Here is a 15,547-nt window from a genome sequence, read left to right as displayed (position 1 = left end):
GGGCCGCCATTGCTAGCGGCCCCTTACGACGGCTGAGGTTAGACGCGCTTGAAGCCGCCGACTTCGAACTCCTTGACCCACTTGTATTTGACCTTGGAGGCCAGCCAGAACAGCGCGCCTCCGATCAGGAGTTGGATGATGCCGTTGTTGCCCACGGCGAAGTGAATGAAGCTGGCTCCGGAGAAGAACAGGCCGCCTCCCACGAGCGTGCGCTTCACATACTGCAGGGGCTTGTTGATGATGACTTCAGGGGTGCGTGACATGGCGTTTGTTCCTTTCAGGTGTGGGATCAGACGAAGCGGGTAGCGAGGGCGAGACCGCCCGCCACGATGGCGGTGGCAAGCGTGGCGCGGGCAGTGAAGAAGACCAGCAAGCCCGACACGGCGAACCAGGCGAAGGATGTGAGGTCTTCGAAACCGGTGCCGTAGCGGCTAGCGGTGAAGCCCACGATCCAATCGACCGTGCGCACATAGATTTCAGGGGTAAGGAAGAAAGCCACCAGCAGGGCAAACAGGTTGGCGAGCCACTCAACCGAGCTCATAAAAACCTGCTGCCGCTTCTGGTGGTGATCGTGCGGGTTGAATTTCATTTCAGCGCTCCTTTCATGGCGGTGCGCGAAGGGCCGGGATGGCTCCACGCGCCGCGCGGCATGACTGGAAGGCTATGTGAGGCCGGGATAGAGACCGGGCCGAACTTGGGAAGATCTCCGCGCCTCACTTGGCGATGAAGCCCGCGCGCACCGGGTTGGAAATCCGGAACGCCAGATCGATCAGACGCAGGCGAGTGAGGATACGCCGCTGCGGGTTTTGCTTGGGATCGACATCATCGAAGTACATGAAGCCGGACAGCCATCGGAACGATCCGTCGTCGTTAAACGCGGCGTCGATATCCTCATCGTCCACCTCGAACGGCTTGCCGCCGGGCCATGCGATCTTGCCGCGGAAGCCGTAGATCGTATCGGCTATCCAGTTCGGGATCTCGCGGCGTGACATGCCGAGCGAACGCGTGGCGGTTGCCAGCCTTTGAAAGTGCGAGCGGCGCAGCAGCTCATCATCGCTCGCCACGATGACGGTGCGCTTGTTGTCGTTGACGGGTTTAGGGGTACAGGGTTTGCAGACATCGCGTCCGCAGCGTTGGCAGTAAGTCATTACTCAAGTCTCCTTTTCTTTTTCTTGTTGGCGGTTTCAAAAAACCGCAGCGCCCCCTCTTTATGCACACGCATAAGTAGAAGTATTTATTCCGCGCATACCGAAACAATAGTGTTTTTGTGCCGCATTCTGCAAAATCGAAGGGAAGAACGCGCACACAAATACAATCATGGATAGAATGTGAGCGAGGGTATTGAGTGATCTGAAAAAACAAAAACGCGCGGGAGTTAGCCCGCGCCGCAACCGCTATTACTCGGGCGCTAAAATGTCGGAGCACAAGTTTCTGCGTATCCTGCAGGGCTATGCCGAAGGCACGCCGATACAGGCGCTGGCACCGACCACGCATGTAAGCGGTAAGACGATTCGCGCGACGTACGCGACCTTGCGCGCGCATCTGCCGGTAGCCATCTCCACGCAACCGGAACGGTTTAGCGGCGCAGGGCTGGTGCTGAGCCATCACGAAACGCCCGCACTATTCCATGCGGCACGGCGGAGCCCGGTATTCCGGCGGCACCGCCGCCGCCATGCGCCCCGCCTGAAATGCCCGGATGAAGAACTGGAACACGTTTATGAAATCACCGTGCGGCTCCTGTGCGCGCTCGATCTGCGTGAGGTCAGCTTTCACGAAGATGGAAGCGCCGTGCGGGAGATCGTTCTACGGCTCGCCGAAGCCGTTCCGCGCCTTCATCCGCGCGCGCCGCTGCAGAAGCTGGCCGCACTTATCCCCGGCGCAAAGCCGCATGCGCATCCTGAGTTACGGCTGTATGAGGATTACAGGCGTTATCTGCTCAAGAACCCGTTGAGGACACAAGGCAGTCTGTCTCCAAACCCTCCACCCCAGTTTCATTCTAGCGTAATTAGAGGAAGCACTGACGCAGATTTTAAATTCAGGCAACCTGCTCTTATTGACATCTAAACGACCGCACCGTGCTTCCATTGTGACCGGTGCATTTTTTACCGATAGGAGAGCATGGCGTCCCTGGAGTAGGAACAGAGCTACCGCAGCCATTCCAACTATAGTCAGGAGCCAGCGATTTCCACGTTCCACCGGTAGTCGCACAGCTTCCCCCGCTCTGGCTGATCGTACCATCATCGCAGGATAGATCGCGTGATCCCGAATAACCGGAGGCGCTGTTATTCACGCTCTTGCTCTGCCCGTGCGTCATGCTCCCCGATGCGGCCTGACACGGGCCGGAGCTTGCATTCGTCCAGCGCATCGTCGTGTTCGAGCAGTTAACCGCCGCACGCGTTGTCACAGACCATGCGGTGGTAGCGCCGCCAACATCCACTGTCGCGCTGCGGGCCGTTAAGAACGCATTCGCCGACGTGAGCCGTACCGCGAGCGTCTGGCCGTTCGTGATCGTGCCGGATGTCGTCCAGCCCCCGCCATCGATAGATATCTGCGGTGATCCACTGCCGCTTACGGATACGCTTGCCCCCGTTGTCAGGCCGGAAACTGTGATCGTGTTCGAGGTCCGCAGCGTATTGAGTTGCTGGTTCGTCTGATCGGTGAAGCTGAAGGCGTTCGGCGTGCTATCGGTGCCCGTACAGCTGCCGCCGCTTTGGCTGATCGTGCCGTCATTACAGGATAGATCGCGCGTTCCCGCATAGCCAGATGCGCTGTTATTCACGCTCTTGGTCTCGCCATGGGTTATAGCCCCTGAAGTTGCTGAACATCCCGGCGACCAGTTGATCGTGGTGCTGGTGCAGTCGCTGGGTTCGGGGCCGGTGATCACGGACCAGCTATAATTTGCGCCGCCTAATATCACTGTCGCGGTTCTGGCTGTTTCGAACCCGCTGTCGGAAGTTAGGCGAAGCTGCACTGTCTGATCATTCGTTACAGTGCCACTTGTCACCCATGGTCCGCCGTCAATCGAAAGCTCCGGCGCACCATCACCGTCTATCGTCATAAACACTTCGGAATTGAAGCCAGATAGGGTGACGACATTGGACGTTATCTGCGTATCCGGCGCGGCGTCTGCCACATCAACAAAGGTGACGGCGTCCGGCTCCGCATCGATCATGCAGCTCTTCTGCATGCCTGCAATCGGCATCGGCGAACCGCCGGTCGCGGCTACATTTCCATCATCCCGATGCCAGTACTGATCCTTTGTGCCCTTCTCTATGGCTCCGAATTTCCATCCGGCAGTTGAGGCATCGAACAACAGATAGTCGGGGTGCACGGTGTGCGCGTAAGCCCAGCCGCTGCCGATATCGAACCGGTATTCGCAAGCTCCGTCAAAATCTGCCGTATCGGTCAGGTCCATATCTTCCCATGGCGAAACACCATGGCTGAGGTGGTTTTGCGATATGCCGCCCGCAGCGGAAATCCATTTCTCACCGTCGCAAAACTGCATGATCTTGTAGGCGGGATTATAAAGGAGGACGCCCTCTTCACCAGTCGGGCCAACGCAATCGGCAAATGTCTTCTGTGGGTTCACCAGAAGGCTCAAGATAAAAACTATGAAACATACTAACCTCTGCAAACGTCCCCCCGTTAAAAAAGCAAAACGGTCACCGCGAGCGAAGGCTCTTGGTGACCGGGAGTTCGAAACCGTTACACTTTGAAAACGGTGCGGCAGTCTTTAGCCGCGCACCTGTTTGCGCCCGAAGGCACAGCGCAGGCAGTGAGCCTGAACATGCACTGCCGCCTCCCGGTCCGAAGACCTGAGAAGCGACATCCATGGCGCGCTTCGCCATCGTGGGTATGAGGAAAACGCACCAATCACGGTTGATGCCAACCGCAAAGTGTAAGGGGTTTCGACACCCCGGCTGGAAATATCCCAGCTAATTCCATTATACATTTATTCCGTATACAAATAAATAGTTATCATAGCTCGCTGCGCTGAGCGCAGTGTCTGGGCGTCTCCGTCACTTCGTTCGGGCCGGGCTGTCGCGAGCCGAGCCCGCTATAGTAGAAGCGGTCTCGGCCCTTCGGGCTTCCATCCCTGACGCGGAAAGAGAAGAGCTAAGGGGTTCCGCCCCTGCCGCGCGCAAGGCATCCCCCCGTATCCCCGCTCATTTTGTTTTTGGTTCTTTGGCGCGGGGTCCCTCGTGCGGAGCCTCCTTGCGCTTGGCTCCCCGCTCTCGGCGAGGGCCAAGGGTTCATGCGAACCCCTTTTTGATAAGGCCAAACCGAGATGACCAGACTTTACGCCCAACCCTATGACATCACAGCAAGCGGATACTATTTTGATGATGCCGAAGGCTACGCCCACAAGGCAGCAGAGCTGCGCAACGCCTATGGCGAGCCCGTGGAAGAATTTGAGATCCAGTTCATTGACGGGGAGCTGCTTGACGCCGCCCTTGCGAGAGCATGGGGCCTTAGCCAGTGCAATTTCGCGCACTTTCTTGAGGCAGCGAATGACTGGGACGATGAGCAGAAGCTGCGCTTTGTCATCGCCGTTGGCGAGTGCGGATATAGCTTCGATCCGGCAACCGTTGACCCTTACGGCTTCGAAATCGATCTCTACTACGTGGACACGCTTCGCGACCTGGCAGAGGAATTTGTCGATGAGGGCCTCTACGGCGAAATCCCTCAGCACCTTGCCCGCTACATCGACTATGAAGCCATCGCCCGCGATTTGTCGGTAGACTTTGCCATCATCGAGATTGACGAGCGGAGGCTGGCCTATGCGTGCCGCTAGCCCGTCAGCTACATGACAGGCGGCCACCTGCGGCAACAAATACAAGCTAGCTTGAATCGCCGCAGGTGACCGCACGAGCTGAGAAAAATAGCACCTCAAAACTTAGGGCGATGGGACATCGCCAGTCTCTGGTACGCAATGCACGTATGGCCCAGGAATGGTGCGGCAGCGCCGAACATTTCCATCGCTATCTATTTCTTGCCATGTCGTCCGCTCTTCAAATATCCAAGCGCCTGCGGACAGAACTGCAGCAACACTTGCTGCAAACAAAAAACTCCTTTTCAAACCTACTCACCCCCGATCTTTTGCTAATGATAATTATTAGCAAAAGGAATAATCGAAGGTAAAGTTATTTTTATTTTAATTCCACCTTATGTCGATTCCACAAATATCTCCACCACAGAGAAATGTTTCAACTAGCACGTCACGCCCAGTCTTGCTTTTGTAGTAGCCTCGCATACTTTCAGGAGTTCCTTTCACATCCTTTCCGCGTATAGACGAGGCACCTACGAATTGAAGTGCTTCGTTCTTCGGATAATTAGGACCGTCAAGCGGGGCATGGTCTCGATGAGCCGTTTCTATGAATTCTGTCAGCTTTTTCGGGTTTTGTAACGGAAATTTTTTGGACCAATTTGCGTTTAATTCTTTAGGTGCGTTTCCATTAATGGCTTCCATTGTAGAGGTGGCAATACTGGTGCGAGAGAAAAAGTTTCCCATTTTGTCGTAAAGAACCATCCCAATGAACCCAACCACTAGGATTCCCGTTAATACGATTGAGTAAGTAGCGCCCCAATCATGATCGCCGCTTTGGCGTGACATCGTTCTCCCTCCGTAGGCAATGACTGATAGTGTCTGTGTCACAAAATCTTACGAAAGCATGGCACATGTAATGCGTTCGCAACCGGAGATAGCTGCTTCCGCTTGGTGGCCTGCCCATCGCGCTCATTAATACCTCTGGTCGATGTCTTCTTTACATGTTCGTTTCCCCTGCGGGAAGCACCCGGCGTTCACGGCCGGGCGCAGCATTTCTTGAAAGCGCTTATTCCGCAATGAGCCGCGCGCGCTCGGGATACGCAATACGGAAGTAAAGATCGATCAGGCGCAGCCGTTCGATCACGCGGCGCTGCGGATGCTGGCGCGGCGGCACTTCTGCAAAGCGGATGAAATCGCTCACCCAGCGGAACGAACCCTCACCGCCGAACGCATCGTCTACGTCCGGCAGATCGTAAGTCGTGCCATTGGGCCAGACGATCTTGCCTTCGAAATTGTAGATTGTATCGGCGATCAGGTTCGGCAACTCGCGGCGGGATACCTCCAGCGCAGCCGTGGCAATGGAAAGACGCTGAAAATGCGAAGGGCTCCGTAGCGCCGTATCCGAGGCTACAACAACGGTGCGGGCCGGATCGTTCGGCGCAGCCGTGCCGGGAAGCTCTTCGCGCAGCCCATCAAAATCCTTGCTCATGAGGGTGTCTCCAAAATATTTCGGGGACACTCTCAATAAGCCTGTACAGAAGGAGGCTTCCCAGCTCCCAAGGGGTTTAAAGCTGGAAACACGTTCGCTGGCCTGTGTTATGGGACCGGTTTGCCGCGAAGGGGGAGCGAGGTGACAGAGCAAACATTCAACGCCTTGCAGGCGATCCTAATCCGCGAGCGCCTGATCCTCTTTTGGGAGCTCAGGAGATCAGCTGCACGTTCGTATTCGGTGCGGCGGTTGATCGAAGATATTGCCCTTTCGGACGCCAACGAGGGTGCGCCTTACGCCTATGACGAGCGTGAAGATGAAGACGGCACACGCTTCGATGCAGGCTTTACGCTCAAACACAGCACAGTCGATAACCTCCTCTCCCGGAAAGCCTCCGCCATCTCCGATGACAACCTCATGCTCATCGGCAATTTTCTTAGCTCTGAAGGTTTCTTAAGCGCCGAGGCTCTTGCGCTCTGCGGGCGACATCCGAACCTGAAGCTGGCCCGCCAGTTTAGCGGCATCGCCCCCAGCGATGCGAGGCTTCAACGATACCGCCGCAGCTTGGAAGGCGAATACCGCGCGGCGGAGCAAGCGCAAAGCCTCTGGGTCGCCGCGCCCGGTCGCTCCAAACCCTTTGTCACGCTTCGCTTGGCTGGAAACGCGGGTCAGGAGGCCAAGGACGGAAAGCTTTTCGAGGGGCGCATCTTCCTTATGCCAACCGACATGACAATGATCGTTGAGGTCTCGCTTCCCGACAGTAACGTGGAATGCTGCCTGCACAGGATCGGCGTAGACGGCGCTACCATGATCCTTCATCACGAAGCCCGTCCGCCGATTGCACTTGACCGATTATCTCCGCAAAGCTGGCGGGCAGGAGAGCGCCTTAGCTATCAGGCCGCCACACCCCGCCAAGGCCCGATTAGCGGGCTCAGGGAAACGCGACATGTTCGCCAGCCATCGCCTTCGCTCTCACGCAGCCCTGAAGAGCAAGCCTTCGATTTTGCGCTGCTGAGCGCCGCTACGGAGGGCGATTTGCCTGCTCTCTTGCTGGCGCTGTTAAACGGCGCTGATATCAACACCCAAGATCCGGCAACGGGCGCTACAGCCACTCATATTGCCGCCGAACGAGCGGATGCCGAGATGGTCCGCTGGCTCGCCGATTCTAGTTTTGGCGATATCAAACGTCTGGGTGATCTGCTTCCGCAAACCACGCTTGATGACAGGCAGCGCGCCCGCTGGACAAAACTCTCTTATTCGCGTGATCCGTTGATACTGGACCATCAACAGTGCCTTGCCTCGGCTTGCGCACCCATCTCGACCGATGCGTCGGAGCGTAACCGCATCGCCACGGAAATCTGGCAGTTCCTGCTGAGAAGAGAGATCGAAGCGCATGCAGGAGCATTCGGAACAAACTCCACCGCATTACTAGAAATCTATCAGCCCTCCCCTCCCATGCGGGAGGCTATGCAGCGCTATGCGCCGCTTCTCCCGCCCGGCTTCTCCGATCCGATAGCTGACGACCCGGATGAGCAGGTCTAGCAATTTTGACAGAAAATATCCGTATACGGTATAATATCCATAAAACGGGGTGTGGAAGGGATTTGAGCTACGATACGCACGATCTGCGCGCAATTTTCAAAGAGGCCAAGCTTGAGCTTGAGCGCCGCGAGGACGAGCGCGATTTCGCAGCCGAAGTCTCCGGCATCAGCAACGGCAGGGCGGCCCGCTTCCTAAGCGCTGAAGACCGTGAGAAGCGCAAGGCTGAACATACGGGCGAAGGCGAACGCCGCCGCAACGAGAGTTTCACCCGCCTGCAAACCCTGCTCGCCAGCAATGCCGCCTATGCCAGACTGTACAACGACACGTTTGCCCTCTTGGGCGATGCGGAAAGCGCTACCGACCGCGCCATAGCGAAAGCGCAGGTAGCGCTGGAAGAAGCGCAGGCCCAGCTGGAACAGACGCTGTCCCGCGCCGCCCAGCTGCCGGATGGTACGCGGGTATTCCGCGATGCGCGGGGGAAAGTCTGGAACGAACGCGGAGAGCCCGTTAGCGATGCCGATGCCGCCTCCATCGAATGGCGCGGTGATGAACCCGCTTACGAGCAGTTCTTAGAAGAGCGTGAGGCTGTCACAGACAGAGCCATGCGCCTTGAGGAGCTTCAAGGCTTCCGCATTGATACGCTGGGCCGCATCCGCGACCGCATGAGCGATCAGGACAACCCGCCATCGGAACGCGAGATGGAAGGCTGGAAAGAAGAGATCGAGAACGGGATGCGGCAGCACAAGATCGAAGTGAACATGGCGACCACATCCCCGGTCCCCGACCAGAAGATGCCTTCTATTGCGAGTATCGCATCCCCGGATCTGTAGCTATTTCCGTACATAATCGAATGAGCCGCAGGCTTTTTGAAGGACGGCAATGATGACGCCTGTCGGATGATGGTCGGGAAACCGCCTCATCGCCTCCACAACGGTGGGATAGCTGGCTGATGAATTCTTGGCGGACCAGTCATCGATGCAGCGCGCCTGCTGCGGCGCGTTCCGAGCTGCGATCACGCCTGCCATCATCACTGACGATCCAATGTAGCTCTTCTGAGAGTCCACAGGGTACGTCAGGAATTTCGAACTCTTGAACGCTTCATCGGCGCTGCTGGCTTGCGCGCATACGATGGTACACAGGCTTGCTAGGGCTAGTGCTTTCCTGCTCAACATAAACGATCCTTTTTGCCGAGGTGCGATACGCGCTAGTGCTAGCGCTATCAGTTGGCGGAGTTCCGCCGGTTTGCGAGTGTCGTTCGATCATTCTCGGGCTAGTTTTTCCTCCTCTACAATAACGATCGATTTTGACGAGGTGACGTCATGACGAACCTCTTTTTGCCAAGCATCGAAATTACCGGGCGCAAGATCGGCTACGCGCGGGTTTCCACTCAGGACCAGAAGCTGCGCATGCAGCTGGACGCCCTGAAAGCCGAAAAGTGCGAGCGCATCTTCAAGGATCAGGGCGTCTCCGGAGGCAAGGCCAGCCGTCCCGGTCTGGACAAAGCCCTCAAGACCTTGAAGCGCGGTGACGCGCTGGTGGTCTTAAAGCTGGACCGGCTGGGCCGTTCGGTCCAGCACCTTTCCGACCTGCTAGTGCATTTCGGGAATGAAGGGATACATTTCCGCTCTCTGGCAGAGGGAATCAACACGGCAACGCCCGGCGGCAAGCTAGTCTATCACCTCTTTGCTGCCATGGCAGAGTTTCATCGCGACATTATCCGCGAGAATACGATGCTAGGCCTAGCCGCCGCCAAGCAGAGCGGCGCAATCCTTGGAAGACCGAGAGCGCTCGGCATTGATGCCATCCTCGAAGGCCATCGACATGTAACGCAGCTGGGTATCCCGATAGGCGAGGTTGCCGAACGGCTGGACGTCTGTCACGCCACCCTGACGCGCGGGTTCAAATGGGCAGGATTGGATCAGCCGCACTGACATCACAAACGCTCCGGTGATACGCAATTTTATTACCGGGAAGAAGAACCGGAACCATAGAAGTCAGGAATAAGGTGTTCCGCCAGATGTGTGCTGTATGACAGCACCATCTTCGCTCGGCGGTCTTTCGCCCGCCTCGGCAAGGGGGCCTTGCTGGCCCCCGTTGCATCCCCCCGGCCCGAATGTCAGAAACAATTTATCCACGGCATTCAAAATGCGGATAAACGTATTCGCCGTCGCTAGGATGGAAATTCAGAGCTTTAATATATCTCGCGCAATTTCGGTCAACTGGTCATGACGCTTCTTGATGGCGTCAGGAGTCCAATCCTCATAACTAATAAGCTGTGCGGTCAGAGGAAAAATGTTGCTATCGCTCGCTCCGAAAATCTTTTCTCTTTTCTTGTGAAAATCAAAATTGCTTGCCCTCGGATTCACCTTGGTTGACAATATTGCAAAGTTCCCGAGCATTTGGCTGAACTGTTGACGCTCTTTTGAATCTGGAAATTTCTGCCTCCAGAGGCTCCGGGGGCCAGGATTTTGTGGAAGGATATGCTCCAAGGTCACTTTGGTCGGAAAGTAGGTTGGGATTGTTTTGTCCAGAAGTTCAGCATTTAAACGCAAAAGCAGTGGTCGAATGAACCGCGACTTGTTGCCGATTGGCCTTGCGAGCTTCTCTCTAATTTTCTTTCGTTCAGCATCCGTCAAATACAGTTCACTATTTGCGCTGCTAAGGCAGTCTTTTGCGACGATACGCTGAACCACCCGTCGCATTCGGTTCGCGATGGTGTTGGAGGTTGCGCCAAGGATCAGAAGGCCCAACCCCAGAGCGTCGAGTGCCTTAAAGAAATCTACCGTAGCTTTTTCAGAAGGATTTTGCGCTAACCACAGTAGGGCGGCAGGGGTCCAATCGTCGAAAGGAAGGGCTTTGACGCACGATACAATCCGATTGAGCTCCTCATTACCTTCCGCCACGGTTAGTTCGCAGCTTTCGAGCTCATCATAGATCTCGACGAACTTCTTTAGTGTGTCGGTGAAAAGCAGAGCCTTTGAGGGATGGCTTAGGACGGAGTTCAGTCCATCTCTAAATGCCATCTGCTGAGTGGGTGGATGCACCAACGCAAGGATGGATTTGACATATGTACTAAGCTGTTCGACGCCAATTTGATCTTCTATTTGGCTCCACGCGTCGGCAAGCCGGGTACTTTGGTAGATGCTAATAACTTCTCCGCGAACAATGTCGATATCTGTAAGCGGTTGTCCCCGCGCATTAATACTACGAAAGAGTTGATAAGCGTCGAGCGTATTTGAAACGATCACGAGCACGGCATAGCAATGATTCAGTATATAGCTGGCGAAATCGGTGATAAATTTTTGGTGGGGCGTGGCGATATCGTCCTTGATCCTAGAAATTACCTCGACCAGCCGCTCCGTGGCATCAGTGTCGCCCGCGTCAGGTAGCGCGAATGAGCCACCCTGTTCCGCGATCCACCTCGTGTATTCATCACGGTCGATTTCTCGAAGCCTCACGCGCGGACAACGCGGCAAGTGTCGCGCCGCATTTTCAGGCCTCTCAATATGGTGTTGCAAGTGTTCCCTAGCATCACCCGGAGGTAGGAGATCGCGCAGCACCGCCAAGAGGGCGGAAAGTGTCACGAGCCTTTGTTGGCCGTCGACGACCTCGAAGGGCGCGTTTGGGTTCGACTGAGATACAATTAGCTGCCCGAGAAAATAATAAGCTTTGTCGGTATTTAAATCTGTCGAGTTATGGAAAGCAGTCTGCAGATCGTCTAGTAGCTGGCCTGCCTCATCGGCAGTCCATGCGAAAGGCCTTTGAAAAATTGGCATACTATAAATTCGAGAACCGGACAGCAGCTCGCCTACCGGCAACGTTTGACACTCCATCCGGATGGTCACCGGTGCCCCCTACCTCAAAACTCTATCGTACGAATTTCTACCCAACCCGCACTTACGTTATCCAGGTTTCTACGGCCGGTCAAAAGCCTTTGGCTTCCCAACTTTCTCACGTCGGCTTCTCGATCCGATCCGTTCTTCTTCTGCTAGTACAGTTTTTGAGAGCGGTTAGCCTCAGGGACGAAACCATGGTTGGGGAGGAAGAGCAGCGTCTCCTGTGCCGAGAAAGCTAACATCGAGCCTCGACCTGCCGGGAGAGTATTAGCGGGCGAACCGTTGGCAGGTTGACGTTCATTAGCAGAAGTGTCGATATTCGATCATCCAGATGAATAAATGCGACCCCAAATACTTCAACAACATCTATGGGCACTAGCGCGAGGGAGGCCTGCTTCACCAAATCCGCAAAGCTAACGACTTGTAAACTCGCGGCTCATCACGCGAAGGTGCATTCGCGTCATGGCGTCAGTGCATCTGTATCGATCCCCTCACCCGTGTCTTTCGGTATTATGGTCTCTTGGTCTAACAGGCAGCGCACCTGATCTATGAGCACATCAACCGAAGAAGCCCGGTAGTGACATGCCGACACAAGCAACGGATTGTCGCCAGTCGAAACCATGACACGATCATCGCTCTTGAAGCCTAAGCAGATCTTTCCCAACGCCCTTGCATATCCCAGCTCGAAGGCGACCCCCTCATCAACGGTTCGACCGTCCAGGACGGCAATTAGGAAGTCACATCCTTCTATGGCAGCCGTATCTTTAGCGTAGATCAGCTCTTGGCAGACAGTAACAGACCTGCCTTTGGAGACTAACTCGGTCAGTAGTTCGCCGTCACGCTGAGGCAAGAAGACATCAAGGTACGCCTCCAAACGGCGCGACAGCTTTAGATTGAATTCCCGCTCCTGCGGATTGAATAGTGGCGAAGCCAAATACGCCTTTGTGCGAGATAGCCTTTTCATTCAAACCGCTCCATTATAGCGGAGAGATTACACGCATCATATTCGCCGAGAAGGGCCTCACGAGCGACTTTTTTCGCGATGTCACCGCGGTTCATGCCGGTAGTGACGATCGCACAACTCGGTTCGTAGAGGCCTTGCAAATAGCTGGATTGATCTTCGAGATAAATTTCATCTCCAGAGCTATCTGGAAGCCGTCCGCGACCTAAATTCCTCGCTACAAGTTCACGCCCCTCGGCGGTTACGAATACGATTTGTCCCCCCTGGAGGTTTTTATCGCGTGTGACCAAGTCTTTTAATTCTTTTGTCTTTTGCATTCGCTCGAGATCGTCCTTGGAAAAGGCGTACAAATCCAACGGCGCGCGATCCATGAAGTAAAACCCGACATCGACGTTGGTCATGCGGATGTTTTTCTCTTTGAGTTCTGCATAGAGAAAGTTGCTTACTTCATTTTGCTGTTCGGCCGTCAGCTTATCAAACGAAAGAAACATCTCTTTTGGAGGTGGGCGCGTCCACTCCTCGAACGTTCCGAAACAGCGCAGCTGTTCTAGAAGTGTCGATTTGCCGGCAGCTACAGGCCCTACGATATAGTAGTGAAACCTGGACCGCCGATCTGGACAGGCGTCGTCCAGAAAGTCCCGCACGTCCCGAGACTCGCTATTCAAGAGATCCAGCAATTCAGAAATCTCCTGAGATGTCAGGAAGATCGTAATGAGGTTGTAAAGTTCGAGATTGGCTTCAAAAATATCAGTTTGGCGCGCTGGTGATATCTCATCTCCAGATTTCAGCCAATGGATCATGTAGTGATGATTGGCCGGCGCCTGATTGCGATTGCGCCTTAAGTAGTTCTTGAGCGAGTTGTCGCCAAGGGAATGACCAATAATCAGCATCGTGTTCTGCACAAAACGGAGAAACAGGTATTCTCCACTGACTTCAGGGGCTCTTGATAACGCTGCCGCGAACGAGTCCTCTGTAAAAACTAACTCCGGACTCCGCTTTTTTAACGTAACGCGGGGCAAGTAACCGTTGACATGATAGATGGTCGTAGTCTTTGGACGGTCAACCAACGGGGGATTCCAAGTTACAGTGAAGGATCTATCGCCTGTTGCAGTGGTATGGACTGCCTGATGACTCAGTGCGTCGGACAGGATGTCGTCGAAGTTAAAATTAATGACGAGCGGTACTTTACGCACTAAGTCCCTCAACCCTGAAAGGTATGGATGTTCGGCTAAGATCTTCTCCGTCGTATCTGGGACGTCCTGGTAGATTGCCGTGTGTATCGATTTGACCCACTCATGCTTGATAACCGCGTTTTTGAGATGCGGCTCAGCATCTCCCTCCCAGTCGCTGCAATGACGGTGATAAATGATTTGCCCCAGATACTCGGGGGCGAGTCCTGATGCGTGATGTTGATCCAGATCGGCCGCCAGGTCAGGAGAGCGCGTTGCAAGTCGCTTGAGTAGGGGCGTCCAAGCAGGCACGCCAGCGTCAATGGAGATACCGGCGCCTACGACCAAATTAAGACGACCGTCAGCTAATCTCTGAAAAAGATGGCTCAGGAAACGGCCGAGCCGTATTTGGCGTTCTATGGCGTTCACTAATTTCGACATTCACAATAAATCCAACGAAATCAAGTCTCTGACGGAGCCTTGGCCCTGTGGGTCATAGGCGCGTCCGACGTCCCTGAGGTTCCACAACCCAGATTCGGCAATCAAGCGCATCGGTGACGAGAGGCCCAGCCAAGCTTTGCTTGGCCTGTCGATAGGAATCAAAGACTCCGAGCACAACGCGATGAGCTGACGCTCGACAATTGCCCGCAAGCTGTGTTTGCTCGGCGTGTCGTCAATATCCAAGACCAACACCTCGAGCTTCTTGAGGTAGTCGCTCACTAGCTGCTCCATGGACACTTCGTGCGCCCTCACGTGAATGGGCGCGTCCTGACCCTCTCCCCACGAAGGAAGTGCTGCAGACGCGTTCTCCCGCTCCAGGACCGCGCGCCCCACGTGGAGCCGGAATATCGATCCTCTATGGTTCCCCGTCCCGTCCCTCAGCCCAGCGTGATTTCGCAGCCGATTTCGAAGTGTCGACTTCGAACCTTCGCTGACGGCATGCGTGCCAATCCGAACAATGCGACCTCGTCGACCGAGGAAATTGCGCTCTGATTTATCAATAAAGATATAGACGCCACGGACTGGCAGCTTCTTCATGCCCAGCTCACTGAGTGTGAACATGCCTCCTGTACGTCGGCGTTTATCAATTGCTTGATAGAGCTCGCGCATTGCCTCCACGCGTCGACTGAAGGCAAGTGCTTGCTCATGCCATTGAGCATGATGACGTGGCACGATTTTACTCAATGGGCTAACAAGTTTAGCTACGCCTTCGTATGCCTCGACGATTGGATCGGCATATTCAGCCGTGCATAGAATGCAAAGTTGTCCCCGAACTTCACTCAACTGCTGAGCGATCTTCCGCCCCCAGTCTCGACGTTCAGAGCCATCCAGGTCACTGAGGTTCATATCGTAGGGAGATATGATCTGGTCGGGCTTAAGGATGCCATGTTTAGCGGACGCAATTAGATACTCAGCCCTGAGGCTCTCCGCGATAGCCCTAGCCCTCTTGAACCGCGAAGAGGTGTAGAGTTCCGCCGCCGTCGTGCGTTTCTTTCGTTTTTGTCCGCTGCATCCGATCACCAAGGTCAGTTTTGTGCCGGCGGACGGCAACAACGCGGATCGTGGGTTGAACGTGGGAGCAATGAACAAATCTCCCTGCGCCGCCACCAAGTTTGGCGTACCTGTCCCTCGACGCGGACCAAGCAGCTGCATCATTATCCACCCCGATCGATTGGCGGGTCCCGCCCGTTCTGGGCACATCTATGCCGCGCGACGCGTGCTGATCGATTCAGGCCGCTTCACCAGACGAGCATCGGTCAGACATCCATTTAATCTTAGGAC

General features: G+C 55.2%; 16 protein-coding genes. 5 read left to right on the top strand and 11 right to left on the bottom strand.

Annotated elements, in window-relative coordinates; translation table 11 throughout:
• Positions 1–38 precede the first annotated feature (38 nt).
• The 3 genes from YBN1229_RS09240 to YBN1229_RS09230 all read right to left on the bottom strand — a co-directional run bounded on the left by YBN1229_RS09240 (position 39) and on the right by YBN1229_RS09230 (position 1,148).
• On the bottom strand, positions 39–263 hold the full coding sequence (locus tag YBN1229_RS09240; RefSeq protein ID WP_046478092.1) for a hypothetical protein: 225 nt from the start codon (positions 261–263) through the stop codon (positions 39–41).
• A 26-nt stretch (positions 264–289) separates the two neighbouring features.
• Positions 290–589 carry a hypothetical protein gene (locus YBN1229_RS09235; protein ID WP_046478091.1) on the bottom strand — a complete coding sequence of 100 codons (300 nt, stop codon included), beginning with the start codon at positions 587–589 and terminating at the stop codon, positions 290–292.
• Positions 590–713: 124 nt separating this feature from the next.
• Positions 714–1,148 (bottom strand): hypothetical protein, encoded by a 435-nt coding sequence (locus YBN1229_RS09230; RefSeq protein WP_052743813.1) that lies wholly within the window; start codon positions 1,146–1,148, stop codon positions 714–716.
• A 265-nt stretch (positions 1,149–1,413) separates the two neighbouring features.
• On the opposite strand from YBN1229_RS09230, the gene YBN1229_RS09225 reads away from it, so the two are divergent.
• Positions 1,414–2,064, top strand: a complete 651-nt coding sequence (locus YBN1229_RS09225; RefSeq protein ID WP_046478090.1) for a hypothetical protein — start codon at positions 1,414–1,416, stop codon at positions 2,062–2,064.
• On the opposite strand, the gene YBN1229_RS09220 is transcribed toward YBN1229_RS09225, so the two are convergent.
• Positions 2,051–3,589 carry a hypothetical protein gene (locus tag YBN1229_RS09220; RefSeq protein WP_046478089.1) on the bottom strand — a complete coding sequence of 513 codons (1,539 nt, stop codon included), beginning with the start codon at positions 3,587–3,589 and terminating at the stop codon, positions 2,051–2,053. The genes YBN1229_RS09225 and YBN1229_RS09220 overlap by 14 nt on opposite strands.
• A gap of 699 nt (positions 3,590–4,288) precedes the next feature.
• Here YBN1229_RS09220 and YBN1229_RS09215 point away from each other — a divergent pair.
• Complete coding sequence (locus YBN1229_RS09215; RefSeq protein WP_046478088.1) at positions 4,289–4,795, top strand: antirestriction protein ArdA; 507 nt, start codon at positions 4,289–4,291, stop codon at positions 4,793–4,795.
• 360 nt (positions 4,796–5,155) lie between these two features.
• Here YBN1229_RS09215 and YBN1229_RS09210 read toward each other — a convergent pair whose 3' ends face one another.
• Positions 5,156–5,614: a hypothetical protein gene (locus YBN1229_RS09210; RefSeq protein ID WP_046478087.1), complete on the bottom strand. Its 459-nt coding sequence runs from the start codon at positions 5,612–5,614 to the stop codon at positions 5,156–5,158.
• A 220-nt stretch (positions 5,615–5,834) separates the two neighbouring features.
• Positions 5,835–6,257 carry a hypothetical protein gene (locus YBN1229_RS09205; protein ID WP_046478086.1) on the bottom strand — a complete coding sequence of 141 codons (423 nt, stop codon included), beginning with the start codon at positions 6,255–6,257 and terminating at the stop codon, positions 5,835–5,837.
• 141 nt (positions 6,258–6,398) lie between these two features.
• Here YBN1229_RS09205 and YBN1229_RS19075 point away from each other — a divergent pair, with 141 nt between their 5' ends.
• Entirely contained in the window at positions 6,399–7,799 is a 1,401-nt protein-coding gene (locus YBN1229_RS19075; RefSeq protein ID WP_046478085.1) for an ankyrin repeat domain-containing protein, read from the top strand.
• A 62-nt stretch (positions 7,800–7,861) separates the two neighbouring features.
• A complete protein-coding gene (locus tag YBN1229_RS09195) occupies positions 7,862–8,629 on the top strand; it encodes a hypothetical protein (RefSeq protein WP_046478084.1) in 768 nt (255 codons plus the stop codon).
• Here the strand turns inward: YBN1229_RS09195 and YBN1229_RS09190 are convergent, their stop codons facing one another.
• Positions 8,630–8,971 carry a hypothetical protein gene (locus tag YBN1229_RS09190; RefSeq protein ID WP_046478083.1) on the bottom strand — a complete coding sequence of 114 codons (342 nt, stop codon included), beginning with the start codon at positions 8,969–8,971 and terminating at the stop codon, positions 8,630–8,632. It abuts the gene before it with no gap.
• Positions 8,972–9,118: 147 nt separating this feature from the next.
• Here YBN1229_RS09190 and YBN1229_RS09185 point away from each other — a divergent pair, with 147 nt between their 5' ends.
• The gene (locus YBN1229_RS09185) at positions 9,119–9,730 is read left to right on the top strand and encodes a recombinase family protein (RefSeq protein WP_046478082.1); all 612 of its coding nucleotides are present in this window, start codon (positions 9,119–9,121) and stop codon (positions 9,728–9,730) included.
• 252 nt (positions 9,731–9,982) lie between these two features.
• On the opposite strand, the gene YBN1229_RS09180 is transcribed toward YBN1229_RS09185, so the two are convergent.
• From YBN1229_RS09180 to YBN1229_RS18540, 4 genes are all read right to left on the bottom strand, one after another.
• Positions 9,983–11,644 (bottom strand): DUF262 domain-containing protein, encoded by a 1,662-nt coding sequence (locus YBN1229_RS09180; protein WP_152024972.1) that lies wholly within the window; start codon positions 11,642–11,644, stop codon positions 9,983–9,985.
• Positions 11,645–12,095: 451 nt separating this feature from the next.
• The gene (locus YBN1229_RS09175) at positions 12,096–12,599 is read right to left on the bottom strand and encodes a nucleoside 2-deoxyribosyltransferase (protein WP_052743812.1); all 504 of its coding nucleotides are present in this window, start codon (positions 12,597–12,599) and stop codon (positions 12,096–12,098) included.
• Positions 12,596–14,206, bottom strand: a complete 1,611-nt coding sequence (locus YBN1229_RS09170; RefSeq protein ID WP_082101089.1) for an SIR2 family protein — start codon at positions 14,204–14,206, stop codon at positions 12,596–12,598. The genes YBN1229_RS09175 and YBN1229_RS09170 overlap by 4 nt, the downstream gene beginning before the upstream one ends.
• Positions 14,207–15,421 carry a DUF6884 domain-containing protein gene (locus YBN1229_RS18540; protein ID WP_052743811.1) on the bottom strand — a complete coding sequence of 405 codons (1,215 nt, stop codon included), beginning with the start codon at positions 15,419–15,421 and terminating at the stop codon, positions 14,207–14,209.
• Positions 15,422–15,547 lie beyond the last annotated feature (126 nt).

The sequence above is a fragment of the Candidatus Filomicrobium marinum genome, from assembly GCF_000981545.1.
Classification (GTDB): Bacteria; Pseudomonadota; Alphaproteobacteria; order Rhizobiales; family Hyphomicrobiaceae; genus Filomicrobium; species Filomicrobium insigne.
The sequence above is the reverse complement of the archived record's forward strand: the minus strand, read 5'-3'. Positions and strand labels throughout refer to the sequence as shown.

Bases quoted from the DNA above. Each gene is read 5' to 3' on its own strand.
- YBN1229_RS09240 (WP_046478092.1), bottom strand. From the start codon at position 263: ATGTCACGCACCCCTGAAGTCATCATCAACAAGCCCCTGCAGTATGTG.
- YBN1229_RS09235 (WP_046478091.1), bottom strand. From the start codon at position 589: ATGAAATTCAACCCGCACGATCACCACCAGAAGCGGCAGCAGGTTTTT.
- YBN1229_RS09230 (WP_052743813.1), bottom strand. From the start codon at position 1,148: ATGACTTACTGCCAACGCTGCGGACGCGATGTCTGCAAACCCTGTACC.
- YBN1229_RS09225 (WP_046478090.1), top strand. From the start codon at position 1,414: ATGTCGGAGCACAAGTTTCTGCGTATCCTGCAGGGCTATGCCGAAGGC.
- YBN1229_RS09215 (WP_046478088.1), top strand. From the start codon at position 4,289: ATGACCAGACTTTACGCCCAACCCTATGACATCACAGCAAGCGGATAC.
- YBN1229_RS09210 (WP_046478087.1), bottom strand. From the start codon at position 5,614: ATGTCACGCCAAAGCGGCGATCATGATTGGGGCGCTACTTACTCAATC.
- YBN1229_RS09205 (WP_046478086.1), bottom strand. From the start codon at position 6,257: ATGAGCAAGGATTTTGATGGGCTGCGCGAAGAGCTTCCCGGCACGGCT.
- YBN1229_RS09190 (WP_046478083.1), bottom strand. From the start codon at position 8,971: ATGTTGAGCAGGAAAGCACTAGCCCTAGCAAGCCTGTGTACCATCGTA.
- YBN1229_RS09185 (WP_046478082.1), top strand. From the start codon at position 9,119: ATGACGAACCTCTTTTTGCCAAGCATCGAAATTACCGGGCGCAAGATC.
- YBN1229_RS09175 (WP_052743812.1), bottom strand. From the start codon at position 12,599: ATGAAAAGGCTATCTCGCACAAAGGCGTATTTGGCTTCGCCACTATTC.
- YBN1229_RS09170 (WP_082101089.1), bottom strand. From the start codon at position 14,206: ATGTCGAAATTAGTGAACGCCATAGAACGCCAAATACGGCTCGGCCGT.
- YBN1229_RS18540 (WP_052743811.1), bottom strand. From the start codon at position 15,421: ATGATGCAGCTGCTTGGTCCGCGTCGAGGGACAGGTACGCCAAACTTG.